Annotated in this window: 22 protein-coding genes; 10 read left to right on the forward strand and 12 right to left on the reverse strand. The window is 70.6% G+C overall.

The window, feature by feature from the left end:
• The first annotated feature begins 52 nt into the window (after positions 1 to 52).
• Positions 53 to 520 carry a peptidase S1 gene (locus V6M45_RS13210; RefSeq protein ID WP_332657000.1) on the forward strand — a complete coding sequence of 156 codons (468 nt, stop codon included), beginning with the start codon at positions 53 to 55 and terminating at the stop codon, positions 518 to 520.
• A 92-nt stretch (positions 521 to 612) separates the two neighbouring features.
• Here the strand turns inward: V6M45_RS13210 and V6M45_RS13215 are convergent, their stop codons facing one another.
• The 5 genes from V6M45_RS13215 to V6M45_RS13235 form a co-directional block, all read right to left on the reverse strand.
• A complete protein-coding gene (locus V6M45_RS13215; RefSeq protein ID WP_332657001.1) occupies positions 613 to 900 on the reverse strand; it encodes an HPr family phosphocarrier protein in 288 nt (95 codons plus the stop codon).
• A complete protein-coding gene (locus V6M45_RS13220) occupies positions 897 to 1,301 on the reverse strand; it encodes a PTS sugar transporter subunit IIA (protein ID WP_291837378.1) in 405 nt (134 codons plus the stop codon). Before V6M45_RS13220 ends, V6M45_RS13215 begins: the two co-directional genes overlap by 4 nt.
• A 91-nt stretch (positions 1,302 to 1,392) precedes the next feature.
• Positions 1,393 to 1,824, reverse strand: a complete 432-nt coding sequence (locus tag V6M45_RS13225; protein WP_332657002.1) for an HPr kinase/phosphorylase — start codon at positions 1,822 to 1,824, stop codon at positions 1,393 to 1,395.
• Complete coding sequence (locus V6M45_RS13230; RefSeq protein ID WP_332657003.1) at positions 1,821 to 3,464, reverse strand: ATP-binding protein; 1,644 nt, start codon at positions 3,462 to 3,464, stop codon at positions 1,821 to 1,823. The genes V6M45_RS13225 and V6M45_RS13230 overlap by 4 nt, the downstream gene beginning before the upstream one ends.
• Positions 3,433 to 4,137 carry a response regulator transcription factor gene (locus V6M45_RS13235; protein WP_324822604.1) on the reverse strand — a complete coding sequence of 235 codons (705 nt, stop codon included), beginning with the start codon at positions 4,135 to 4,137 and terminating at the stop codon, positions 3,433 to 3,435. The genes V6M45_RS13230 and V6M45_RS13235 overlap by 32 nt, the downstream gene beginning before the upstream one ends.
• A 174-nt stretch (positions 4,138 to 4,311) precedes the next feature.
• Between V6M45_RS13235 and V6M45_RS13240 the strand changes: the two genes are divergently transcribed.
• Positions 4,312 to 6,030, forward strand: coding sequence for a hypothetical protein (locus tag V6M45_RS13240; protein ID WP_332657004.1), 1,719 nt, complete (start codon positions 4,312 to 4,314; stop codon positions 6,028 to 6,030).
• Between the two features lie 98 nt (positions 6,031 to 6,128).
• On the opposite strand, the gene V6M45_RS13245 is transcribed toward V6M45_RS13240, so the two are convergent.
• The 3 genes from V6M45_RS13245 to V6M45_RS13255 all read right to left on the reverse strand — a co-directional run bounded on the left by V6M45_RS13245 (position 6,129) and on the right by V6M45_RS13255 (position 8,827).
• Positions 6,129 to 6,470: a TFIIB-type zinc ribbon-containing protein gene (locus V6M45_RS13245; RefSeq protein WP_332657005.1), complete on the reverse strand. Its 342-nt coding sequence runs from the start codon at positions 6,468 to 6,470 to the stop codon at positions 6,129 to 6,131.
• Positions 6,471 to 6,690: 220 nt separating this feature from the next.
• A complete protein-coding gene (locus V6M45_RS13250; protein ID WP_332657006.1) occupies positions 6,691 to 7,875 on the reverse strand; it encodes an NAD(P)/FAD-dependent oxidoreductase in 1,185 nt (394 codons plus the stop codon).
• A gap of 40 nt (positions 7,876 to 7,915) precedes the next feature.
• A complete protein-coding gene (locus tag V6M45_RS13255; RefSeq protein ID WP_332657007.1) occupies positions 7,916 to 8,827 on the reverse strand; it encodes an aspartyl protease family protein in 912 nt (303 codons plus the stop codon).
• Between the two features lie 161 nt (positions 8,828 to 8,988).
• On the opposite strand from V6M45_RS13255, the gene V6M45_RS13260 reads away from it, so the two are divergent.
• Entirely contained in the window at positions 8,989 to 10,110 is a 1,122-nt protein-coding gene (locus tag V6M45_RS13260; RefSeq protein WP_332657008.1) for a sensor histidine kinase, read from the forward strand.
• Positions 10,107 to 10,865 (forward strand): LytR/AlgR family response regulator transcription factor, encoded by a 759-nt coding sequence (locus V6M45_RS13265; RefSeq protein ID WP_332657009.1) that lies wholly within the window; start codon positions 10,107 to 10,109, stop codon positions 10,863 to 10,865. The genes V6M45_RS13260 and V6M45_RS13265 overlap by 4 nt, the downstream gene beginning before the upstream one ends.
• Before the next feature lie 15 nt (positions 10,866 to 10,880).
• Here the strand turns inward: V6M45_RS13265 and V6M45_RS13270 are convergent, their stop codons facing one another.
• Together V6M45_RS13270 and zapE are read right to left on the reverse strand one after the other, a co-directional pair.
• The gene (locus tag V6M45_RS13270; protein WP_332657010.1) at positions 10,881 to 11,390 is read right to left on the reverse strand and encodes a YbjN domain-containing protein; all 510 of its coding nucleotides are present in this window, start codon (positions 11,388 to 11,390) and stop codon (positions 10,881 to 10,883) included.
• A gap of 54 nt (positions 11,391 to 11,444) precedes the next feature.
• Positions 11,445 to 12,557, reverse strand: a complete 1,113-nt coding sequence (gene zapE, locus V6M45_RS13275) for a cell division protein ZapE (protein WP_332657011.1) — start codon at positions 12,555 to 12,557, stop codon at positions 11,445 to 11,447.
• A gap of 166 nt (positions 12,558 to 12,723) precedes the next feature.
• On the opposite strand from zapE, the gene V6M45_RS13280 reads away from it, so the two are divergent.
• Genes V6M45_RS13280 through V6M45_RS13290 form a run of 3 tightly spaced genes read left to right on the forward strand, consistent with a single transcriptional unit; the run spans position 12,724 to position 16,278 of the window.
• Positions 12,724 to 13,770, forward strand: coding sequence for an aspartate-semialdehyde dehydrogenase (locus V6M45_RS13280; protein ID WP_332657012.1), 1,047 nt, complete (start codon positions 12,724 to 12,726; stop codon positions 13,768 to 13,770).
• A gap of 38 nt (positions 13,771 to 13,808) precedes the next feature.
• Positions 13,809 to 14,738, forward strand: a complete 930-nt coding sequence (gene rarD / locus V6M45_RS13285) for an EamA family transporter RarD (protein WP_332657013.1) — start codon at positions 13,809 to 13,811, stop codon at positions 14,736 to 14,738.
• A 28-nt stretch (positions 14,739 to 14,766) separates the two neighbouring features.
• Positions 14,767 to 16,278, forward strand: a complete 1,512-nt coding sequence (locus V6M45_RS13290) for an MFS transporter (protein WP_332657014.1) — start codon at positions 14,767 to 14,769, stop codon at positions 16,276 to 16,278.
• On the opposite strand, the gene V6M45_RS13295 is transcribed toward V6M45_RS13290, so the two are convergent.
• Positions 16,263 to 17,396 carry a serine hydrolase domain-containing protein gene (locus V6M45_RS13295; RefSeq protein WP_332657015.1) on the reverse strand — a complete coding sequence of 378 codons (1,134 nt, stop codon included), beginning with the start codon at positions 17,394 to 17,396 and terminating at the stop codon, positions 16,263 to 16,265. The genes V6M45_RS13290 and V6M45_RS13295 overlap by 16 nt on opposite strands.
• Positions 17,393 to 18,658 (reverse strand): NAD(P)/FAD-dependent oxidoreductase, encoded by a 1,266-nt coding sequence (locus V6M45_RS13300; protein ID WP_332657016.1) that lies wholly within the window; start codon positions 18,656 to 18,658, stop codon positions 17,393 to 17,395. Before V6M45_RS13300 ends, V6M45_RS13295 begins: the two co-directional genes overlap by 4 nt.
• Positions 18,659 to 18,671: 13 nt before the next feature.
• Between V6M45_RS13300 and greA the strand changes: the two genes are divergently transcribed.
• The 3 genes from greA (at position 18,672) to ligD (ending at position 22,076) form a co-directional block, all read left to right on the forward strand.
• Positions 18,672 to 19,148, forward strand: coding sequence for a transcription elongation factor GreA (gene greA, locus V6M45_RS13305; protein WP_332657017.1), 477 nt, complete (start codon positions 18,672 to 18,674; stop codon positions 19,146 to 19,148).
• Positions 19,149 to 19,261: 113 nt separating this feature from the next.
• Positions 19,262 to 19,411: a hypothetical protein gene (locus tag V6M45_RS13310; RefSeq protein ID WP_332657018.1), complete on the forward strand. Its 150-nt coding sequence runs from the start codon at positions 19,262 to 19,264 to the stop codon at positions 19,409 to 19,411.
• 61 nt (positions 19,412 to 19,472) lie between these two features.
• Positions 19,473 to 22,076 (forward strand): DNA ligase D, encoded by a 2,604-nt coding sequence (ligD, locus tag V6M45_RS13315; RefSeq protein WP_332657019.1) that lies wholly within the window; start codon positions 19,473 to 19,475, stop codon positions 22,074 to 22,076.
• The last annotated feature ends 7 nt before the right edge of the window (positions 22,077 to 22,083 follow it).

A 22,083-nucleotide genomic window follows, 5' to 3' on the forward strand; every position in this document is an offset into this window, starting at 1 on the left:
GCGTGGAGTCGGGATCGGGCTGAACCACAGGATTCATCGGGGACTCAAAGACATGAAACGACTTATCAGCGCGCTGGCGGTCGCCGCCACGATGGCGGCGCCCGGCATGGCCGTTGCCCAGAACGCGGGCCTGAGCGCCAATTTCGGCGAAATCCGCCTCAACGCCGGCTTCACACCGGATCCGTACCGGGTCGAAATCACCGCCGGCGGCTCCATCGACGCCTATACCGATACCGACCTGCCGGGCGCCTGCGTGGGGGACATCTCCGACGCGCCGGACTTCGAGGTCACCTACAGCGCCGGCTCGCTGCCGCTGGTGTTCCGCACCCGCTCGTCGACCGACACGACCCTGATCATCAACGGCCCCGACGGCCACTGGTATTGCGATGACGACAGCTGGGGCGACGGCGACGCCGAGGTGCGTTTCAACAAGCCCTCCAGCGGCACCTATGACATCTGGATCGGGACCTTCAACGGCGGCACCGCCTCGGCCTCGCTGCTGATCACTGAAACGCCGTAAGGCGGGACCTGCACGATAGAGACGCCCCGACGGTCCGCCGTCGGGGCGTTTTCGTTTCGGGCCCCGGGCCCCGGGACCAGGAAGCGTTGCTGTTACTGGTCTTCGTCGAAGCGGCGGCCGACCAGATCGGCGAGGGCGGCGACGGCGGCCTCGGCCTCCGGCCCTTCCGCAGCGATCTCGATGCCGCAGCCGTTGCCAGCGCCCAGCATCAGCAGGCCCATGATCGACAAGGCGTTGACGGTGACACCGTCGCGGGTGACGTGGATCTCGGCGTCGAAGCTGGAGGCCAGCTTGACGAATTTGGCGCTGGCCCGGGCGTGCAGCCCGCGGGTGTTGCAGATGTTGGCGGTCGCGGCCGCCTTGCCGCCGGCCTCGCTCATTTCTCGCCCTGCAGCACCCAGCTGGCCACAGAGATGTATTTGCGGCCGGCGTCCTGGGCGTGGGCCACGCAGGCCTCCAGCGGCTCGCGCCCGCGGACGCTGGCCAGCTTGATCAGCATCGGCAGGTTCAACCCGGCGATGACCTCGGCGTGGGTCTCTTCCATCACCGAGATGGCGAGGTTGGAGGGGGTGCCGCCGAACATGTCGGTCAGCAGGATGACCCCGTCGCCGTCGTCCACGGCCCGGGCGGCGTCGACGATGTCGCGCCGGCGGCGCTCCATGTCGTCCTCGGGGCCGATGCAGATGGCGGCGACGCCCCGCTGCGGGCCGACGACATGCTCCATGGCCGACAGGAATTCGGAGGCCAGACCCCCGTGGGTGACGATCACCAGGCCGATCATGAAGGCTTCACCAAGACTTGCGCCCCCGCGTCCCGGCCGTCCCATGGACTGACCGCGCAAGCCGCGCGGAATAGCCCAACTCGACGCCGGGTTAAAGCCGGGCGAGCGCCGCCGCGACCTTTTCGACCGCCGAGGCCTCGAATCCGTTCAGGCGCAGGACCGGCAGGGCCACCCCCTCCACCCGCCGCTCGGCTGCCTCGGGCAGACGGTCGACGGGGCCGCCGGTCAACTCCACGGCCAGCGACAGCCGCGTCGAGCCGCGGGCGCAGGCCGGAATGATACCGACGCCCCGCGCCTCCATCCGCCCCGTGATCGTGTCCGGAGCCACGGCGTAAAGGACGCCGCCAGAGGCGGTCACATGCGCGTAATCGTCCGCCACCAGACGCCAGCCGCGTCCGATCAGTCGCAGGGCCAGATCACTCTTCCCCGCTCCGGCCGGCCCGGTGATCAGCACCGCGCGCCAGCCGACCCGCGGGGTCCAGAGGGCGGCGACGGTGCCATGCAAAGGCTGCCGGCTGGTCATGGCCGGCGTCCGGCCATCGAAGCCGGCAGCGCGACCTCGAACCGGGCGCCGAGCGTCTCGCCGTCCTCGCCCGTCCGGTTTTCGGCCCAGACCCGCCCGCCGTGGGCCTCGACGATCTGCCTGACGATCGACAGTCCGAGGCCGGAATTGGTCCCGAACGCCGTCCCGCGGGGCCGCGAGGTGTAAAAGCGCTCGAACACCGTCTCCAGGTTTTCCGGCGGAATGCCCGGACCGTCGTCGTCGACCCGCACCCGCACCGGCCGCTCAGGGTCGAGGTCGTCGCGCGACAGGCTGATCCGCACCTCGCCGCCCGGCGGGCTGAAGGAGCGGGCGTTGTCGATCAGGTTGCGGAACACCTGACCCAGCGGGCCGTCGCGGCCGCGGATCATGGCGTGCTCGGCAGGCGCGGCCGCGAAGGCCACATGGACCCCGTCCGGCTTGAGACCGGCCTCGTAGACGCCGACGATCTCGCTCAGCAGCACGGTCAGGTCGATCGGGCGCGGCCGGTCCCGGTTCAGTTCGGCGTCCAGCCGCGAGGCGTTGGAGATGTCGGTGATCAACCGGTCCAGCCGCCGCACGTCCTGCTGCAGCAGGGTGGTCAGCTTTTCGCGCTGCGCCTCGGTCTTCACCAGCGGCAGGGTCTCCAGCGCCGAACGAATCGAGGTCAGCGGATTCTTGATCTCGTGGGCCACGTCGGCGGCGAACCGTTCGATGGCGTCCATCCGGTCCGACAGGGTCTCGGTCATGGTCTCCAGCGAGCGAGCCAGGTCGCCGATCTCGTCCTTGCGGTGATCGAGGTCGGGCAGGGAGATGGCTCGCGCCCGCTGCAGCCGCACCGCATCCGCCGCCGCCGACAGCCGCATCACCGGCCGCGCCACGAACAGGTGCAGCAGCAGGGAACCCAGCAGATTCACGAACAGGGCCACGAGGGCGAACGGCATCAGCGCCAGCCGCTGCGCCGCCAGGGTCTCGTCGACGTCGCCCGCCTCCAGCGTCAGCACGCCCAGAACCTGTTCGACATGCCGCACGGGAATGGACACCGACACGACCCGGTCGCCGCCCTCGGTCAGCCGGACGGTGGCGGACGACCGGCCCTCCAGCGCGGCCTCAACCTCCCCGGCGAGATCGGCCCGCGCCCGCTCGAGGTTGCGCGCGTCGTTCGCCCGGTCCTTCGGATCCGCCGCCGGCGGGGGCGTGCCGGCCGGCCGCGCGGGGGGCAGGGGCTCGCCCGGAATGGACTCCGTCACCGTATAGCTGTCGGCGACAAGGATGCCGTCGATGTCGAACAGGCGCGCCCTCTGCCCCTCCGGGATGAAGTTGTCGCGCAGCCAGCGGCTGGCCTCGATCGGATCGAGATAGGGGGTCGGCTCGCCGCGGGTGACGCCGATCTGCGGTTCGCCCAGCACCTGCACCAGCAGTTCAGCCTGCGCCGAAAGGGTCTCCTGCCGGGCCTCGATCAGACCACGCGTCCACTCGTTCAGGGCCAGCGCCCCGACGAACAGGATCAGCAGGCTGAGCAGATTGAGGGCGAGGATGAAACCGCCCAGCCGCGAGCCGCCGAACCGCTGGGGGCGGCGCGGTCGGTCGTCGTCGGCCGGATAGGCCGGCTCAGCTTTCGCGGTATCGGTAGCCGACGCCATACAGGGTCTCGATCGCGTCGAACTCGGGATCGACCACCCGGAACTTTTTGCGCATCCGCTTGACGTGGCTGTCGATGGTGCGGTCATCGACGTAAACTTGGTCGTCGTAGGCGGCGTCCATCAGGTTGTCGCGGCTCTTCACGAAGCCGGGCCGCTGGGCCAGGGCCTGCAGCAGCAGGAATTCCGTCACCGTCAGCTTCACGGGCTTGCCGTCCCAAGTGCACTCGTGCCGGGCCGGATCCATCGACAGCTTGCCGCGCTTGATGGCCTTGGTCGAACCGTCGCCCGACGGCTCGGGCTCGCCGCCGTCGGCGCCGGTGCGCCGCAGCAGCGCCTTGACCCGCTCGATCAGCAGCCGCTGGCTGAACGGTTTGTGGATGTAGTCGTCGGCGCCGAGGTTGAAGCCGAGGATCTCGTCGATCTCCTCGTCCTTGGAGGTCAGCATGATGACCGGGATCTGGCTGGTCTGACGCAGGCGGCGCAGCACCTCCATGCCGTCCATCCGGGGCATCTTCACGTCGAGGATGGCCAGATCCGGCGGGTTCGACTCCAGCGCCTCCAGGCCCGACGCGCCATCATGCCAGGCGGTGACCTTGTGGCCATGGCTTTCCAGCGCCAGCGAGACGGACGCCACGATGTTTTCGTCGTCGTCGACCAGGGTGATGTTGGCCAAGGCGGTCTCCTTGCAGGCTTCCCGTTCCCGCACTCAACGCGCGGCAAGCGTAACCGTTCTAAATCAACTGGGTGAGATTACGGCGATAAAATGGGCCGCGCAGGCTGAATGCGCAATGAAACCCGGCCTTAAAGCCTTCGCGCCATGATGCGGGGTCATCAGTGTGAGTGTTTCATGGCCGGCCCCGTCCACTACGAAGTCTATATCCGCAAGACCGCGCCTGCCCCCTGGGCTCTCCAGATGGCGACGGAGGACCGCAACCACGCGATCCAGACGGCTGAGGAGCTGCTCGATGACAATCGCGCCGCCGCCGTCCGGGTCACCAAGGAGACCCTCGACCCCGACACCATGGCCTTCAACAGCGTCACGGTTCTGACCCGTGGCGCGCCGGAGGCGCCCCGCAAGCGGGTCGTGCCCGAGGATGAAGCCGGCCCTCGATGTGGTTCGCCGCAGGATCTGTATGCGCCGATGGCGCGCGATCTGATCGGCCGGGTGCTTGAGGACTGGTTGAACCGCCAGGGCGTCACCGCCTTCGAACTGCTGCACCGCCCGGACCTGGCCGAGAAGCTGGAAGCCTCGGGCGTGGAGCTCCAGCACGCCATCCAGAAGGTCGCCGTGCCCGAAAGCCAGGCCGTCGGCCAGCCGGTGCACGACCTCGTCCGCCACTATCAGAGGCTGGCCGAACAGGCGATCGAGCGGCTGCTCTTCGCCGGCCGGCGCAGCCAGTTCCCCGATCTGGAGAACCATTCCCTCGCCGACGTGGCGCACAGGCTGGCCGGCCAGGCCGACCGGGCCTTCATCATGGGCGGCGTCGTATCCGGCGCGCTGAAGGGCGTGCGCGGCGGTCGCGCGCGGCTGGACCGCCTGATGGATCTCGCCGGCCGCGCGCCGATGGAGGGCCCGCCGCACGCCATGGTCATGGTGCCGATCGAGCAGATCATGTGCGAGCTGTTCGCCGCCCGGACCAATCTGGCCGATGTGCTCGGGCCGGCGCTCGACCAGGGGGCCTCGCTCGCGGCGGTGGTGCGGATGGTGGCCCCGCGCGAGGTCGCGGCCCTGATCAAACAGGACGCCCGTCTGGCGCTCCAGGTGCCCGTCGTCGAGGGACCTGCGGCGAAGCTCGGCGAGCGCGTCGCCGCCGGCCAGTTTCCGCTGCTCTCCGCCGCCCTGGCGCGGATGGTGGTGCGCGAGCTGATGAGCCCGCGTCGGCTACGCCCGAACGACGCCGCCGGCGAGATCGACATCCTGCGGACCCTGGCCATGACCCTGACCGCGACTGCGGGGCGACTGCTGACGCTTGAGGAGGTCCAGACGGCTTTCAACGAGCGGTCGAAGTCGCTGGTCACCGCCGACTTCGTGGCCGCCTATGTGAAGCCCTGCAGCACGGTCCTGTGCGAGGCCGAAGCCCTGACCCGCCTGTGTGAGAACGTCACCGGCACGGCCAACAAGCGCGCCGCCGCACGCTGGCTGTCCGCCTGCGTCGGATCATTGCGCTTCGAGGCCGAGATGCGCGCCGCCTCCGCCGACCAGACGGCGGCTCAGAGACTGGGCGTGCTGGCCGCCCTGGCGCGCGCGGTGCGCGGCTGCGGCCTGACGGAACGGGATGAGACAGAGATCGTCGCCAGCATCGGTTCGGTCGGCGGAACGGTCGAGGCCGAGGCGCGGATCGTCACCATGCTGGCCCGCGCACCTGCCCCCTTGCCGCAAAAGCTCTCTGTCCTGCTGCGCATGGCCGCCGGCGAAACCGCGCCGCTCGGCCCGGCCGCCGACCGCGCAAAGGCCGAGGCGATCAAGCTGTTCCGGGCCCCGGACAATCGCGCCGCCCTGGCCGCCGCGCCCGAAACGCTGGCGCCGCTCAAGGGGTTGATGCGGGCGGCGGGGCTGGCCGCCTAGACCAGGGCGCGTCGGGTCGAGAAGGCGGAGCCTTCTGATCGCGGCCGCCGGAAAGCTCGCGTCGGGTCGAGAAGGCGGAGCCTTCTGATCGCGGCCGCCTAGTCGAAGATGTCGAAGATGCTGTCGCGCTTCTTCTTGCGGTATTTGTAGTCGTCGTCGCGGTAGCGGTCGTCCTTGTAGCGGGGCGGCTCGCGGTAGCCCTGTTGCGGCTGGCCCCACGGCTGCGGCGCGGCCTGCGGCGGAGAGGGCTGGGGTGCAGCCTGTTGAGGGGGCGGCGGCGCCGAGGCGCGGCCGTCCTCGGCGGCGGCAGCCATCAGCTTCTCCAGCTCGCCGCGGTCGAGCCAGACGCCGCGGCAGGCCGGGCACATGTCGAACTGGACGCCGTCGCGCTCCAGCGTCTGCATGGCGGCGTTGTCATTGGGGCACATCAGCAGCGGCATCAGATCGTCTCCGGAAGGGTCAGAAGGGGGATCGGGCGCTCCAGCGGGCCCGGATTGGGCCGGAGTCGAACGCCGGAGCGCCCGATGCGGTCCGACATCACGCGCCTCCGACGGCCGAGGGGAAGGAGGCGCCGCCGGGGGCCGCGCCAGAGGGGCCCGTCCCGCACGTTCAAGTTGGGGGCGCCCGGCCGCGGCGGCAAGAGGCCGGAACGTCGCGGCCTCAGCAGGCCTGCCCGGCCGCCCAGCCCGACGACCAGGCCCACTGGAAATTATAGCCGCCCAGCCAGCCGGTGACATCGACCGCCTCGCCGATCACATACAGTCCGGGCACGGACCGCGCCGCCATGGTCTGCTGGTCCAGCTGGTCTGTCGCTACGCCTCCCAAGGTCACCTCGGCGGTGCGGTAGCCCTCCGACCCCACCGGCTTGACGCTCCAGTGATTGACCGCCTGGTCCAGCCGCCGCAGCGCCTTGTCCGGCAGGTCGGCCAGGTTCCCCTGCGCCGCTTCCTGCTCGACCAGCACCTCGGCCAGCCGTTTCGGCACAATATGGCCCAGCGCCGTATGCACCGCCTGCCGCCCGTTCTCCGCCTTCATCGCCTTCAGCCGCGCGAACACGTCGATCCCCGGAGCCATGGCGACCGAGATCGCCTCGCCCTCGCGCCAGTAGCTCGAGATCTGCAGGATCGAGGGCCCGCTGAGACCCCGGTGGGTGAACAGCAGGCCTTCTGCGAACCGCGCCTTGCCGTGCGAAACCAGCGCCTCCACCGACACGCCCGCCAGCGGCTTCAGCCGTTCCAGCAGCCCGGCCTCGAAGGTCAGCGGGACAAGCGCCGGCCGCGTCTCCGTGACCCTCAGACCGAACGCCCGCGCGGTGTCATAGGCCCAGCCGGTCGCTCCCATCTTCGGGATCGACTTGCCGCCCGTGGCCAGCACCAGCGAGGCGCAGCGCACCGTCGATCCGTCCGACAGCGCCGCCTCGAAGCCCTCCCGGGCGCGTGTGATCCGCTCCACCGACACGCCCAAAGAGAGGCTCGCACCCGCCTCGCGCAGATCATCCATCAGCATGCGGATGATCTGTTTCGCCGAGTCGTCGCAGAACAGCTGGCCGAGCGTCTTCTCGTGCCATGCGATCCCGGCCTTATCGACCCGCTTGATGAAATCGTGCTGGGTGAACCGCCTCAGCGCCGAGGTGGCGAAGCGCGGGTTCTCGCCGAGGAAGTTGGCCGGGCCGGCGCCGAGGTTGGTGAAGTTGCAGCGACCGCCGCCCGAAATGCGGATCTTCTCGCCCGGCGCCCGGGCGTGATCGACGACCCGGACGGTCCGGCCGCGCCGCCCGGCCTCGATGGCGCACATCATTCCGGCCGCGCCGGCGCCGACGATCAGGACGTCCGTGGAGGTCTGCATCGACCTCCCATACCCCAGCCGGGCGGCGGCGCCATCCGTCTCAGGCCGCGGGCGGGAGACCGTTCGGCCAGACGATCTCGATGCGGTGATGGGTCTGGTCGATCCGGACGCGGGCGCCGCGCAGCGCCTTCGACCCGATCAAGGCCAGGTCGCCGGGGCCCGGCCAGGTCACGGTGCTGATCGGAAGGGTCGCCTCGCCCAGCCGAACGGGGCTGGCAAGGTCGCCCTCGTAGACGGTCAGGGTGTTGGCCACGGTGCGCATGGTTCCCCGCGAGCGGGGTTCGCCGCGGATCAGACTCCGGGCCGTCGCCTCGGGCATCACCAGGGTGGCGGCGGTGTGGCCCGTGTCCAGCACGGCGTCATACTCTGTTCCACCGATCGTCAGGGTGAGGACCATCAATCCATCCTCCCTCGCGACATAGTCGAACACGGTGCGTCCGTCGGCGGGCGGCAGGGCGCCGGGAGCCAGCGAGACCGTCTCGCCGGCGAAGTCGAGGGTCAGCACGCCCTCCTTCAGCACATCCATGCCGAACAGCCCTTTGAACTCGCCGCCCCAGCGGCGGGCGTCGACGCCCTCGGCCTCGGCGACGGGCAGGGCGCGTCCGCCGATTGTCAGGCTGGTCACCCCGTACATCGGGGTCGCGACCTCGTTCTGGCCGGAACCGTCGCCGGTGGTCTGGCCGCCGACCACGGGCAGGCCGAGGCTTTCCGCCGTGGCATGGTCCAGCCGGATCGGCCCCGGGGCGCCGGTGTCTATGCCGAACAGGAAAGGTCCGTGCCCGTTCAGCATGACCTCCACAGCCGGCATGCCGCGCAGCGGCCGGCTGGGCACGGTGACTGCGGTCGCGGCGGCGTCCTGGACCGGCGGGCGGGGCGCGGCGGCGCAGGCGGCGGCGAGCATGAGGCCGGCGGCGACGGCCAGCGGCAGGCTCAGGGACTGGGGTCGGATCATCGTGGGCTCCCTTTCGGCAAGGGGCGAGGATGAGGGCGCCCGGACGCCCTGTCCGCTTTTGATCGACGGATCGTCCGGCCTTCGACGAAGACGCGACCAAACGGGCGGACGCGCGGGATTCGTGCGCTATAGTTCCCAATCCCCCCTGGACGCCGCGCGCGATGGTCCCGACCCGTTCCCCCTTCCCACCGCCGCCGGAAGTCCGGAACCTGCTCGGCGCCCTGTGGGCGTTCGGCTTCGTCGTCATGCTCCTTGGCGCAGCGCCAGCCCTGGGCGTGGTGGTGGTGGCGCGCTTCGCCCTGCTGTGCGGGCTCGGCGCCGCCCTGTCGACGGCGCTGTGGGTCCTCGTGGCCCGCGCGCGGGGCGGCCCTCCGGTGGTCGGCGTCGCCCTGCTGAGCCTCGGCGCGCTGGCGGCCCTCGCCGTTCAGGTCGGGGCCGACCTGCTCAGCGCCTGGCTGGCGCTGAACCTGTTCGACGCGGAAGTGGTGCGGTCGCAGATCGTCTCCAGCCGCCCCGCGGCCGCTCTGACCATGCGGCTGATCGCCGAGACCGGGGTGGTCCTCTACATCGGCCTGTTCGGCGTCTTCGCCATCGCCGCCGCCTCGCTGCTGTCGCTGGCCGAGGCGCGCGAGCGCGACCGGCAGCTCGCCGAGGCCCACGCCGCCGCCGACCGCGCCCAGTTGGCGGCGCTGCGCCTCCAACTCGGCCCCCACTTCCTGTTCAACACCCTGAACGCGATCGGCGCTCTGGTGGCGACGGGCCGACCCGCCGAGGCGGAGGCGATGATCGACCGTCTCTCGGATGTGCTGCGAGCCTCCCTCGCGCCCGGGCCCGAAACACTGGTTCCGCTCCGCGACGAACTGGCGTCGACCCGGGCCTATCTGGAGATCGAGGCGGTGCGTTTTCGCGACCGGATGACCGTGGCGTACGACTGCCCGCCCGATCTGGAGGGCGCCCTGACCCCCGGCTTTCTGCTCCAGCCCCTGGTCGAGAACGCGGTGAAGTACGCCGTCGCCCCGGCCCTGCGCCCCGTGTGCATTCGCGTTTCGGCCCGCCGCGACGGCGAGGACCTGGTGCTGGCGGTCGAGGACGACGGGGCCGGCGAGGCCCCCGCGACCGCCGGGGGGACAGGTCTCGGCCTCCGCAACGTCCGTGACCGGCTGGCCCTCCTGTTCGGTCCGCGCGGACGTCTGGACGCCGGCCCCGTCGCCGGAGGTTTCCGCGTCGAGGCCCGGCAGCCGCTTGCCTTCGCCCCGGAGCGCGTCCGGGAGGCCGTTCCGTGAACCGTCCCCTGCGCGTCCTTCTGGCCGACGACGAGCCGCTTGCCCTCGAGCGGCTGGACTTCGCCTTTCGCGATATCGAGGGCGTCGAGGTGGTCGCCCGCGTCGGCAACGGGCCCGAGGCGCTCGAGGCCATCCGCCGCCTGCGGCCGGACCTCGCGGTGCTCGATATCCAGATGCCGGGCCGCAGCGGCCTCGGCGTCGCCGCGGAACTGACCGGCCCCGACCGGCCCGAGATCATCTTTCTGACGGCTTACGATCAACACGCCGTCGACGCGTTCGATGTCGAGGCGACCGACTATCTGCTCAAGCCCCTGCGGCTGGACCGGCTGCGGCAGGCGGTCGAGCGCGCGCGCCGCCGCGTCTCCGCCCGGACGCCCGGCGGAGCGACGCCCGATCTCGCCGCCGCCGTCCCCTGGATGGCCGCCGACGAGGCCGCCTTCTGGGTCCAGGGCCGGGACGGACTGGTTCGCGTCCCCTTTGCCTCGGTCGACTGGATCGAAGCCGCGCGCGACTATGTCCTGCTGCACGGCGAGGGCCGTGCGCCCCTGCTGCGCGCCACGATGGCGGCGCTGGAGGCCCGCCTGCCCGAGGCCGTCTTCCTGCGTGTGCACCGGTCGGCCTTTGTGCGACTGGCCGCCATCGCCGGCTTCCAGCCTCTCGCCCCCGGCGGCGCCGCTCTCAGCCTCCGGTCCGGCGGAGCCGTTCCGGTCGGGCCCAGTTATCTGCCCATGGTCCGTTCGCGGTTCGGCGGCTGATCCGGTCGCCCGGTCCTATTCCGCGGCCAGATAGCCGACGGTGGTGGCGAACGCGCTGACCAGTTGCAGCCACAGGGCGGTGGGATCTGTCAGTTGCTCGACGCCGCCCTCGCCGATCAGCACATCGTACTGGACCACGGCCGTCGGCTCGGCGCCCGGCTCCGCGGGGGTCAGGAAGGCCTTGAGGAAGCGGCGGTCCCGGTTCCAGTCATTGACCATGGTCTCGGTGATGGTCGGGTTCGAGAAGCTGGCTGCGTACTGGATGTCGCCGCACACGTCGGCCTCGCAGCTGTAGAAGAAGATCACCCACTTCAGCGGCCCGTCGTCGATGCTGATCCAGGTCTCGCCGTCCCGGCGATTGATCTCGCTGACGACGCCGCCCTTCGAGGTCAGCCAGGCGCGCACCGCCTCGACCGACACGCCCGGATCGGTCGCGGTCTGGACGGGGGCGGCCGCCGTGGAGGCGGCCGCGGGTGCGGCGAGAGCCATGACGGCGGCGGCGGCGAGGGTCGCGAAACGGATCATCGGGGTCTCCTGCGGGACGTCACCTACCGACGGATGAGCGGCGAAAGCAAGGCGTTACACCCGGTCGCGCGCCAGCCACTCCGCCCCGGCCATCTCGTTCAGGCGCGACACGGTCCGTTCGAATTCGAATGCCCCGACCCCCTTGCGGTACAGATCTTCCGGCGGCGCCTCGGCCAGCGCGACCAGCCGCGTGCGCGCCTCGTACAGGGCGTCGATCAGGGTCACGAACCGCCGCGCCTCCTGCTGATTGGCGGGGCCGAGCACCGGCACGTCCTCGACGAACAGGGTGTGGAACCGTTCGGCCATGGCCAGATAGTCCTGCGGCCCCAGCGGGCGGCCGCACAGCTGGTCGAAGGTCGCCCGCGCCAGTCCGCCGTCGGTGCGCTCGATCACCACCTCCCGTCCCAGTACGGTCAGACGAGCCGGACATTCCTCCTGCTCGCCCTTCAGGTCGGTCCACAACGCTTCGAATCCGGCGCGGGCCCCCTCGTCCGGCGGGGTGAACCACACCCGGTCGCCCATCAGCCGGTCCAGCCGCCAGTCGCGCGCGCCGGCCACCGACACCACCTGACAGCGCGCCTCGATCAGGTCGATGAAGGGGGTGAACAGTTCGCGGTTGATCCCGTTCAGATACAACTGGTCCGGGGCCCGGTTCGAAGTCACGGCCAGCACCACCCGATTGTCGAACAGGGCCTCGAACAGCCGGCCGAGGATCAGGGCGTCGGCGATGTCGGTGACCTGTAACTCGTCGAAGCACAGCAGCCGCGCCTCCGAGGCGATCAGATCAGCCACCGGCTTGATGGGATCGTCGCCCTTCCACTGTCCGAACACGGCCTTGCGCGCCGCCGCGTCGCCCTCGCGCCACTGCCGGATCAGACCGTGCACCCGGGCCATGAAGGCGTGGAAATGGGCCCGCTTCTTCCGCTTCTCTGGCGCGCAGGCGTAGAAGAGGTCCATCAGGATGGACTTGCCGCGCCCCGGCGGGCCCCACAGATAGACGCCCCGAACCTCGGGCGGCCGCCCGAACAGTCCGCCCATCGGTCCCTTGCGCCGCAGGTCGATCTCCAACCGGGCCAGGGCCTCGACCACCGGAACCTGGGACGGATCGGGGGTCAGCCGGCCGTCGGCCAGCCGCTTCTCATAAGCAGCGCGTATGCGTGATCCCATCGTTCTCGGCCTTAGCGGCGCCCGCCGCCGCTGAAAAGCGATTGCTTCGCGCCCGCGAAGGCCCACATAGAGCCTCACTGTCCGGATAGCCGGGCCTCACCACATTCCTGCGCTCAGGCAGCGAGGCTCCGCGAGCCGAGCGGCGGCGCATCCGAAGGATCACCTCATGGGATACAAAGTCGCCATCGTGGGCGCCACCGGCAACGTCGGCCGGGAGATGCTGAACATCCTCGAGGAGCTCGAATTCCCCGTCGACGAAATGCACGCCGTCGCCTCGCGCAAGTCCAAGGGCGTCGAGGTGTCGTGGGGCGACAAGACCATCAAATGCCAGGACATCGACGGCTTCGACTTCTCCAGCGTCGACCTGGTGCTGATGAGCGCCGGCGGCGACGTCTCGCGCGAATGGTCCGAGAAGATCGGCAAGGCCGGTCCGATCGTGATCGACAACTCCTCGGCCTTCCGCAAGGACCCCGAGGTGCCGTTGATCGTGCCCGAGGTGAACCCCGACGCCATCAAGCTGGCGAAGAAGAAGAACATCATCGCCAACCCGAACTGCTCGACCGCCCAGCTGGTCGTCGCCCTGAAGCCGCTGCATGACGCCGCCAGGATCACCCGCGCGGTGGTGTCGACCTATCAATCGGTCTCCGGCGCCGGCAAGGCGGGCATGGACGAGCTGTGGAACCAGACCAAGGCCATCTACGGCCTCGGCGACGCCACGCCGAAACTCTTCCCCAAACAGATCGCCTTCAACGTCATCCCGATGATCGGTTCGTTTCGCGACGACGGCTACACCGACGAGGAAGCCAAGATGTGGGACGAGACCCACAAAATCCTCGATCCGGACATCAAGCTGACCGTCACCTGCGTCCGCGTCCCGGTCTTCGTCGGCCATTCGGAATCGGTGAACCTCGAGTTCGACCGCCCGATCAGCCCCGACGAGGCCCGCGCCATCCTGCGCGAGGCCCCCGGCGTCATGGTCATCGATAAGCAGGAGCACGACGGCTACATCACCCCGGTCGACGCCTCGGGCGAGCACGCCGTCTACGTTTCGCGCATCCGCAAGGACCCGACGGTCGAGAACGGCCTGTCGCTGTGGATCGTCTCCGACAACCTGCGCAAGGGCGCGGCGCTCAACGCCGTTCAGATCGCCCAGCTGCTGGATGAGACGGGGACCATCAAGCCGTCGTCGGGGTACCGCTCCATTACCGTCTGATCCGTCCGCTCGCCGCTCCCCCGGCGAAGGAGTCCCCCATGGCCACCGTCACCGGCTCCGATCAGGGCCGCGCCGCCCTTTTGTCGGCCTTCGCCTGCTACACCCTGTGGGGGATCATGCCCCTGCTGTTCATGGGGCAGGCGGCGGCCGGCTTCGACTCGCTGGAGATCCTCGCCCACCGCGCCCTGTGGGCGGTCGCGGTGGCCGGCCTGTTGGTCTGGCTGGCGAAGCAGGGCGGTCAGGTGCGCGCCGTCCTGACCTCGCCGAAGACCTTGGCCTGGCTCGCGTTCTCGACCGTCCTCATAGGCCTGAACTGGGGCGTCTATGTCTGGGCCACGACCCATGGCGCGACGCTGGAGGCCAGCCTCGGCTACTACATCAACCCGCTGCTCAATATGGTTGTCGGTCTGTGGCTGTTCCGTGAGAAGATCGACCGCTGGGGCTGGATCGCCATCGGCCTCGCCGCCATCGGCGTGCTGTTCCAGGCCCTCGCCCTCGGCCGCCCGCCGTGGATCTCGATCGTCCTCGCCATCAGCTTCGCCACCTACGGCGTCATCCGCAAACGCGTGCCGATCGACGCCCAGGCCGGCCTGCTGGTCGAATGTCTGCTGCTGGTCCCGTTCGGCCTCGCCTGGGTTCTGTGGCTGCAGCACACCGGCGCCGGCGTGGCCTTCGACAGCCCGACCAACACGCTTTGGGCTCTCGCCAACGGTCCGGCCACCGTGCTGCCGCTGGCCCTGTTCGCCTGGTCGGCCCGGCGCCTGCCGCTGTCGACCATCGGCTTCATCCAGTTCCTCGCCCCGACGCTGCAGTTCATCGTCGGCGTCTGGGCCGGGGAGGCGCTGACGCCCCTGCGCATCCTGTCGTTCGTCTTCATCTGGGGCGGCGCCGGGGTGTTCGCAGCGGCGGCGTATTTCCGGGTCCGGGCGGCGCGGCAAGCCTTGAAGCGGGCGGCGGAACCGGCCTAGCGTCTGCTCCCCAACCCGGAGGGCGCCCATGTCCGTCGTCCAACGCGGCCCGTGCGAAGAAGGCCAGGTCCGCGCGGCGGCCGCGCCGGATCGCCCGTTGCCGGCGTCCCGCAAGCGCTGGATTCTGGTCGCCACAGTCCTTGGGTCCAGCCTCACCTTCATCGACGGCTCGGCGCTGGGCGTCGCCCTGCCGGCGATCCAGCGCGATCTCGGCGCCGGCCCCGCGGCGGCGCAGTGGGTCTCCAACGCCTATCTGCTGACCCTCGGCGCCCTGGTCCTGATCGGAGGGGCGGCGGGCGACCGCTTCGGCCGCCGCAAGGTCTTCCTGATCGGCGTCGCCCTGTTCGCGCTCGCCTCCGTGGCCTGCGGCCTCGCCCCCACGGTCGAGCTGCTGATCGTTGGCCGGTCCGTCCAGGGCGTCGGCGCGGCCCTGCTGACCCCTGGAGCCCTCGCCGTCATCGGCTCGGCCTTCCCGCCGGAGGAGCGCGGCAAGGCGTTCGGGACCTGGGCAGGGGCGGGGGCCCTGTTCGGCATGATCGGGCCCCTCGTCGGCGGCTGGTTGGCCGACGCCGCCGACTGGCGCCTCATCTTCTGGATCAACGTTCCGCTGGCCCTGCTGACGGCGGTGATCACGCTCTGGGTGGTGCCGGAGAGCCGTGATCCGGACGCCCGTGGGCTCGACTGGGTCGGCGCGCTGCTGGCCATAACCGGCCTCGGCGCCCTGACCTGGGCCCTGACCGCCGCTCCCGATATCGGCTGGTCGGACCCGGCGATCCTGACCGGCCTCACCGGAGGTGCGCTCCTGCTGGCCGCCTTCCTGTTCGCCGAGGCCCGCCAACGCCACCCGATGATGCCGCCGGGCCTGTTCCGCTCGTCCGTATTCAGCGGAATCAACGTGTTGACCTTGCTGCTTTATTTCGCGCTGGGCGGGGCCATGTTCTTCCTGCCCTTCGACCTGATCCGGGTGCACGGCTGGAGCGCCACCCTCGCCGGCGCGGCCATGCTGCCCTTCGCCGTCATCATGGGCCTGTTCTCGGGTTACGCCGGAAAGCTGGCCGACCGCTTCGGCGCCAGGCTGTCGCTGAGTCTTGGCCCGGTACTCGCGGGTGTCGGCCTCGCCCTGCTGGCCGTGCCCGCGCCCGGCGCAGGCTATGTCGACGGGCCGCTGGCGGGGATGATGCTGCTGGCCGTCGGCATGACCCTGGCCGTCGGTCCCCTGACAGCCGCCGTCATGGGCGCTGTGCCGGAGGGGCGCACAGGCGTCGCCTCGGGGATCAACAACGCCGTCGCCCGCATCGCCGCCCTGCTGGCCATCGCCCTGCTCGGCGTCATCCTGTCCGCGGTCTTCCTGTCCGGCGTCGACAGCCCGAACGCGCGCGCCTTGCTGGGCGAGGTGATGGGCGGAGCCGATCTCGAGCCCGCCGCCCGCGACGCCTTCCACGCCGCCTTCCGCGTGGTGATCCTGACCTGCGCGGGCCTGGCGGCCCTGTCTGGCGTCATCGGCGGGCTGACGGCGCCCGGCCGTCACAAGGCGGAGTAGAGCGCCTTCTGGAGCCGCACCGCCCGCGGGTCGCCGATCAGGTGCGGCGACTGGCGGGTCATCACATAGGCCGCCGACAGCCGCGCCTCTGGATCGGCCCAGGCGCAGCTGCCGCCCCAGCCGTAGTGGCCGAGGGCGTCGGGGTTCGGCCCGAACACCTCCAGCCCGGCGTTCATCGTCCAGCCGGCGGCCCAGCCCATGACGAACGGCAGCACCCGGTCCTGACCGTGGATGCGCTCGCGCCGCGCGGCCGCCAGCGTCGCTTCCGACAGCATCTCCCGCCCCTCGAACGACCCGGCGACCAGCACGGTCATCAGCCGCGCCAGATCCCGCGCCGTGCCATGCAGATTGGCCGAGGGAATCTCCATCATCCGCCATTCGGTCGAACCCCGCCCGCCGGGCGCCGAGCCCTTGTCGAGGAAGGCCGAGCGCTTGACCGCGTCGATGGACCCCAGATCCGGCGCGGAGGTCGGCTTGCGCATTTGGGCCACGCGGTCGTGCTCGACCTCGGGCAGGCCGATCCACAGGTCGAGCCCGGCGAACTCCTCGCGGAGCGCGGCGCCCATGGTCCGCCCGTCGACCATGCGGAACAGCTCGCCTGCCAGATAGCCGATGGTGATCGGGTGATAGCCGCTGGCGGTCCCCGGCGCCCACATCGGGGCCTGGGCGCACAGCCGCTCCAGCACCGAGGTCGGGTCGAACCACAGGCTCGGCTCGACCGCCTCGTCGAACCCCGGCAGCCCCGCCTGATGGCTCATCAGCTGGCCGACGGTGACCGTTTCCTTGCCCGCCGCCCCGAAGGCCGGCCAGTAGCTGGCCACGGGCCGCTCATAGTCCAGCAGGCCTCGCTCGACGGCGAGGGCTATCAGCATCGCCATCACCGCCTTGCCGGTCGAGAACACCGGGACGAGCGTGTCGGCCTCGAACGGGCGGGTCCGGGCGGTGTCAGCCCAGCCCGCGCGCAGGTCGACCACCGTCTCGCCCTCGATGCAGACGCTGAAACCGGCGGCCAGTTCATGCAGCCCCTCGGGAGCGTCGGTGAAGTTGGCGGCGAAGGCGTCCTTCACGGCGGCGAAACGGGGCGGGCAGACGCCGTGAATCTCGGGGAGGTCGGTCATGCCCCTGTCCTACTGTCCTCCGCCAGCCAGTCCAGCACGCCTTCCGCCGCGACCACGCCCGAGGCAAGCGACGCCTGAAGCAGATAGCCGCCGGTCGGCGCCTCCCAGTCCAGCATCTCGCCGGCGACGAACACGCCTGGCAGGGTCTTCAGCATCAGCCGCTCGTCCACGCCGTCCAGCCGCACCCCGCCCACCGAGGAGATGGCCCGCGCCAGTCCCTGCACTCCGGTCAGGGTCAGCCGCACGGCCTTGATCCGCCGCGCCAGCTTGTCGGCCCCGGCAGGCAGTTCGCCCGGAATCTCGCGCAGCAGCCCGACCGCGACCGGCGACAGCCCCGCGGCCTTTCTCAGCCAGTTGGACGCGCTGTCCTTGCCGCGCCCCTTCGCCAGCCGACCGGCCAGGGCCTCGATCGTCAAATCCGGCCGCAGATCGACGGTCAAGGTTGCGGTCCCGTCCCGCTCGATCGCATCGCGCAGCGGGGCCGACAGGGCATAGACCGCCCCGCCCTCCAGCCCGTAGCGGGTCGCCATCGCCTCGCCCCGCACCGTCGTCTCGCCGAAGGTCAGGGCGACCGGCTTCAGCGGCTGCCCCGCGAACCGCTCCGCGAAGACCTCTGACCACGCCACGTCGAAGCCCACGTTCGACGGCCGGAACGGCGCCACCTCGACCCCCTCTGCTTCCAGCGGCTCACGCCAGCGGCCGTCCGAGCCCAGCCGCGGCCAACTCGCCCCGCCCAGCGCCAGCACCACCGCGTCGGGCCGCTCGACCTGCTCGCCGTCCGCCGTTTCGAACACCCAGCCCCCGTCGCGGCGGCCGGTCCAGCGCGACCGGGTCCGCACCTCGACGCCGAGCTCGGTCAGCCGCCCCAGCCACGCGCGCAGCAACGGCGAGGCCTTCATTGCGCGCGGGAACACCCGCCCCGACGATCCGGTGAACACCGGCTGGCCCAGCCCCTCGGCCCAGCCGATCAGATGCGTCGGCGAAAACCGCTCCAGCCACGCCCCCACCGTCCCGGACGCCTCGCCATAGCGGCCCGTAAACCCCTCCAGCGGCTCCGAATGGGTCAGGTTCAGCCCGCCCCGCCCGGCCATCAGGAATTTGCGCGCCGCCGACGGCATCGCCTCGTGCACCACAACGGCCACGCCGGCCCGGGCCAGCCGCTCGGCCGCCATCAGCCCGGCCGGGCCGGCCCCGATCACATGCACCGTCTTGTCTGGAGAACTCATCGGCCCTTTGTAGACCGGAACGCCTGCGACCGGCATACGCTTCCTCCCCATGAGCGTCGCCTTCACCCGCGAGGAAGATCTGGAGGCCACGGCCGCCGACCTCCCCGACCGTCCGATCTCGCCCCACCCGAACCTCGTCACCCCCGAGGGTCTGGCGGCGATCGACGCCGCCCTGGCCTCGGCGCGCGCGGCCTACAGCGCCGCCCAGGCCCACGGCTCGATCGAGGCCGACCGCACCGCCATGGCCCGGGCCACCCGCGACCTGCGTTACTGGTCCGCCCGCCGCGCCTCGGCCCAGCTGGTCGAAACCGAAGCCGACGGCCGCGTCCGCTTTGGCGGCTCGGTGACGATCGAGCGGGAGGACGGCCGCCGCCAGACCTGGCGCATCACCGGCGAGGACGAAGCCGACCCCGCCGCCGGCTCGGTCAGCCATGTCTCCCCGCTCGCCGTGGCCCTGATCGGCAAGGGCGTCGGCGACGAGGCGACGGTGGCGGGGCAGACGGTCGAGGTCGTCGCCGTCGATTGACGGTTGTTGCGGGGGCTGCGGCGCCCCACCTTGTACGCATCCCTGCGCCGCACTCCGGCGTTCTCCCGGCGCACCGCGTCAGGCGCGTCCGCGCCGGAAAGGAAGACCCGCCGATGGCCCGTAAGCCCAACTACAGTTTCGAACGCATGGAGCGCGAGCGCGCTGACGCCAAGAAGGCCGCCGAAAAAGCCGCCGCCAAGGCCGAGAAACGCGCCGCCGCCCGCGGCGAGACCTCGTCCGACGAACCGAAGGATGAGGACTGAGCGAATCCCGCTCCGGGGCGTTCATCGTCCTTGACCGGTCGGTCAGGGACGGGAGACGCCAGTGCGCGGCGAGCTTGAGACCTACAGGACGAAGCGGAATTTCGGCGACACGCCGGAGCCGCAGGGCAGGAAGGGCCGGGCGCGCAAGGCCGGACTGACCTACCTGATCCAGCGCCACGCTGCGACGCGGCTGCACTACGACTTCCGTATCGAGGTGGACGGCGTGCTCAAGTCCTGGGCCGTCACCAAGGCCCCGTCGCGCGACACGGCTGTCAAACGGCTGGCGGTCGAGGTCGAGGACCATCCGCTCGACTACGGAACCTTCGAGGGGACCATCCCGGCCGGCAACTACGGCGCCGGGACGGTGCAGCTGTGGGACCGCGGAACCTGGGAGCCGCAGGAGGAGGACCTGACCGACGCCTTCAAGCGCGGGAACGTCAAGATGATCGTCCACGGCGAGCGGCTGCAGGGCAAATGGGCCCTGATCCGCATGAAGACCGACCGCGGCAAGCCGTCGAAACGCAACAACTGGTTGCTGATCAAGGAGAAGGACGAATTCGCCGTCCCCGGCGAGGGCGACGCCAATATGGAGATCGACGCCTCGATCGCCACCGGCCGCAGCCTGGCCGAGATCGCCGAGGGCAAGAAGCAATGGGGCTCGTCGAAGAAGACCACCCGCGCGGCGCCGCCGAAACCGGAGGCCCGCCCGGCCGAGGCGAGCAAGGCCTCGAAGCTCCACGCCTTCGTCCCCATCCAGCTGTGCAAGATCGCCGACTACCCGCCCCACGGAACCGGCTGGGCCCATGAGATCAAGTTCGACGGCTATCGCCTGCAGGTCGCCTCGGGCGGCGGCCGCGCCGTCGTCCGCACCCGCAAGGGGCTCGACTGGTCGGACAAATTCCCCGAACTGGCCGCCGACGCCGCCGAATGGCCGGACGCGGTGGTCGACGGCGAACTCTGCGCCCTGGCGGAAAACCACATGCCGGACTTCTCGGCCCTGCAAGCGGCCATCTCCAGCGGCGAAACGGCCGACCTCGTCTATTTCGCCTTCGACCTGCTGTTCGAGGGCCCCGAGGACCTGCGCAAACTGCCGCTGTCGCACCGCAAGGCCCGGCTGCAGGCGTATATCGACCGCATCCCGAAAGCCGCCCGTGGCCGCATCCGCTACGTCGACCATTTCGCCACCACGGGCCAGGCCATCCTCGAGAGCGCCTGCCGCATGGACCTCGAGGGGGTCATCTCCAAGAAGCTGGACGCGCCGTATCACGCCGGCCGCTCGACCACCTGGCTCAAGTCCAAATGCCGGGGCGGCGACGAGGTCGTCATCGGCGGCTGGACCTCCGAGGGCGGCGGCCGCTTCCGTTCCCTGATCGTCGGCGTGCAGGACAAGGGCGGCCTGCGCCACCTCGGCCGCGTCGGGACCGGCTACAACCAGACCCTGCTCAAGACCCTGCTGCCGAAGCTCAAGGCGGCGGAAACCGACACAAGCCCCTTCACCGGCAAGGACGCGCCGAGGAGGACCCGCGCCGGCGGCGTCACCACCCACTGGGTCAAACCCGTGCTGGTCGCCGAGATCGAGCACGGCGGCTACACCGACACCGGCTCCCTGCGCCATGCCGCCTTCAAGGGGCTGCGCGAGGACAAGCCGCCGGCCGAGGTCACCGAACGCCCCCACGCCCCCTCCGACCCGGCGAAGGAGCCGGGCCGCCATTCCGGCGCGGTCCCGCTCGTCATGCCCGGCGAAGGGGCCGCCGCGGGCAAGGGCAGGGGAAAGCTGGTCGTCGCCGGCGTCACCATCTCCAACCCCGACAAGGTCCTGTGGCCCGCCGCCGACGGGAAGCCCGCGATCACCAAGGCGGAACTGGTCCGCTACTATGAAATGGCCGCCGAACGTATCCTGCCGCACGTCGCGGATCGCCCGGTCTCGATCATCCGTACGCCGGAAGGCATCACCGGCGAGAAATTCTTCCAGCGCCACGCCATGCCCGGCTCCAACCCGCGGCTGAAGCTGATCGATGTGAAGGAGCGCAAACCCTACATCGGCGTCATCGACGTCGGGGGCCTCGTCGCCATCGGCCAGTCCGGCGGGCTGGAGCTGCACCCGTGGGGCTGCAAGCCCGGCGACCCGGAGACCCCGGACCAGGTCACCTTCGACCTCGACCCCGACGAGGGCCTCGACTTCGCCGACGTCATCGCCGCCGCCAAGGTGCTGAGGCGTGAACTGGAGGGGCTCGGACTCAACCCCTTCGTCAAGACCACCGGCGGCAAGGGGCTGCACGTCGTCGTCCCCATCCTCGCCGATGCGAAGAGCCGTATCGAATGGGACCAGTGCAAGGCCTTCGCCAAGGCGGTGTCGGAACGCGTCCGCGCCGCCGATCCCGACCACTTCACCACCACCCTCGCCAAGAAGGCGCGCGGCGGGAAGATCTTCCTCGACTATCTGCGCAACGGCCGCATGGCCACGGCGGTCGCCCCATGGTCCCCCCGCGCCCGCCCCGGCGCCGGCCTCGCCTTCCCCCTGTCGTGGGGTCAGGTGAAGAAGGGCCTCGATCCGGCCGCCTTCACCCTCCACGACGCCGCCGCCCTGCTGAAGAAGCCCGACCCGTGGAAGGATTTCCGCGCCGGCGCGGTCAACCTCAGGCCGGTGTTGAAGAAGGTTCTCTGAGCGGCGA

This window comes from Brevundimonas sp., from assembly GCF_036676055.1.
In the GTDB taxonomy this organism is placed as follows: Bacteria; Pseudomonadota; Alphaproteobacteria; order Caulobacterales; family Caulobacteraceae; genus Brevundimonas.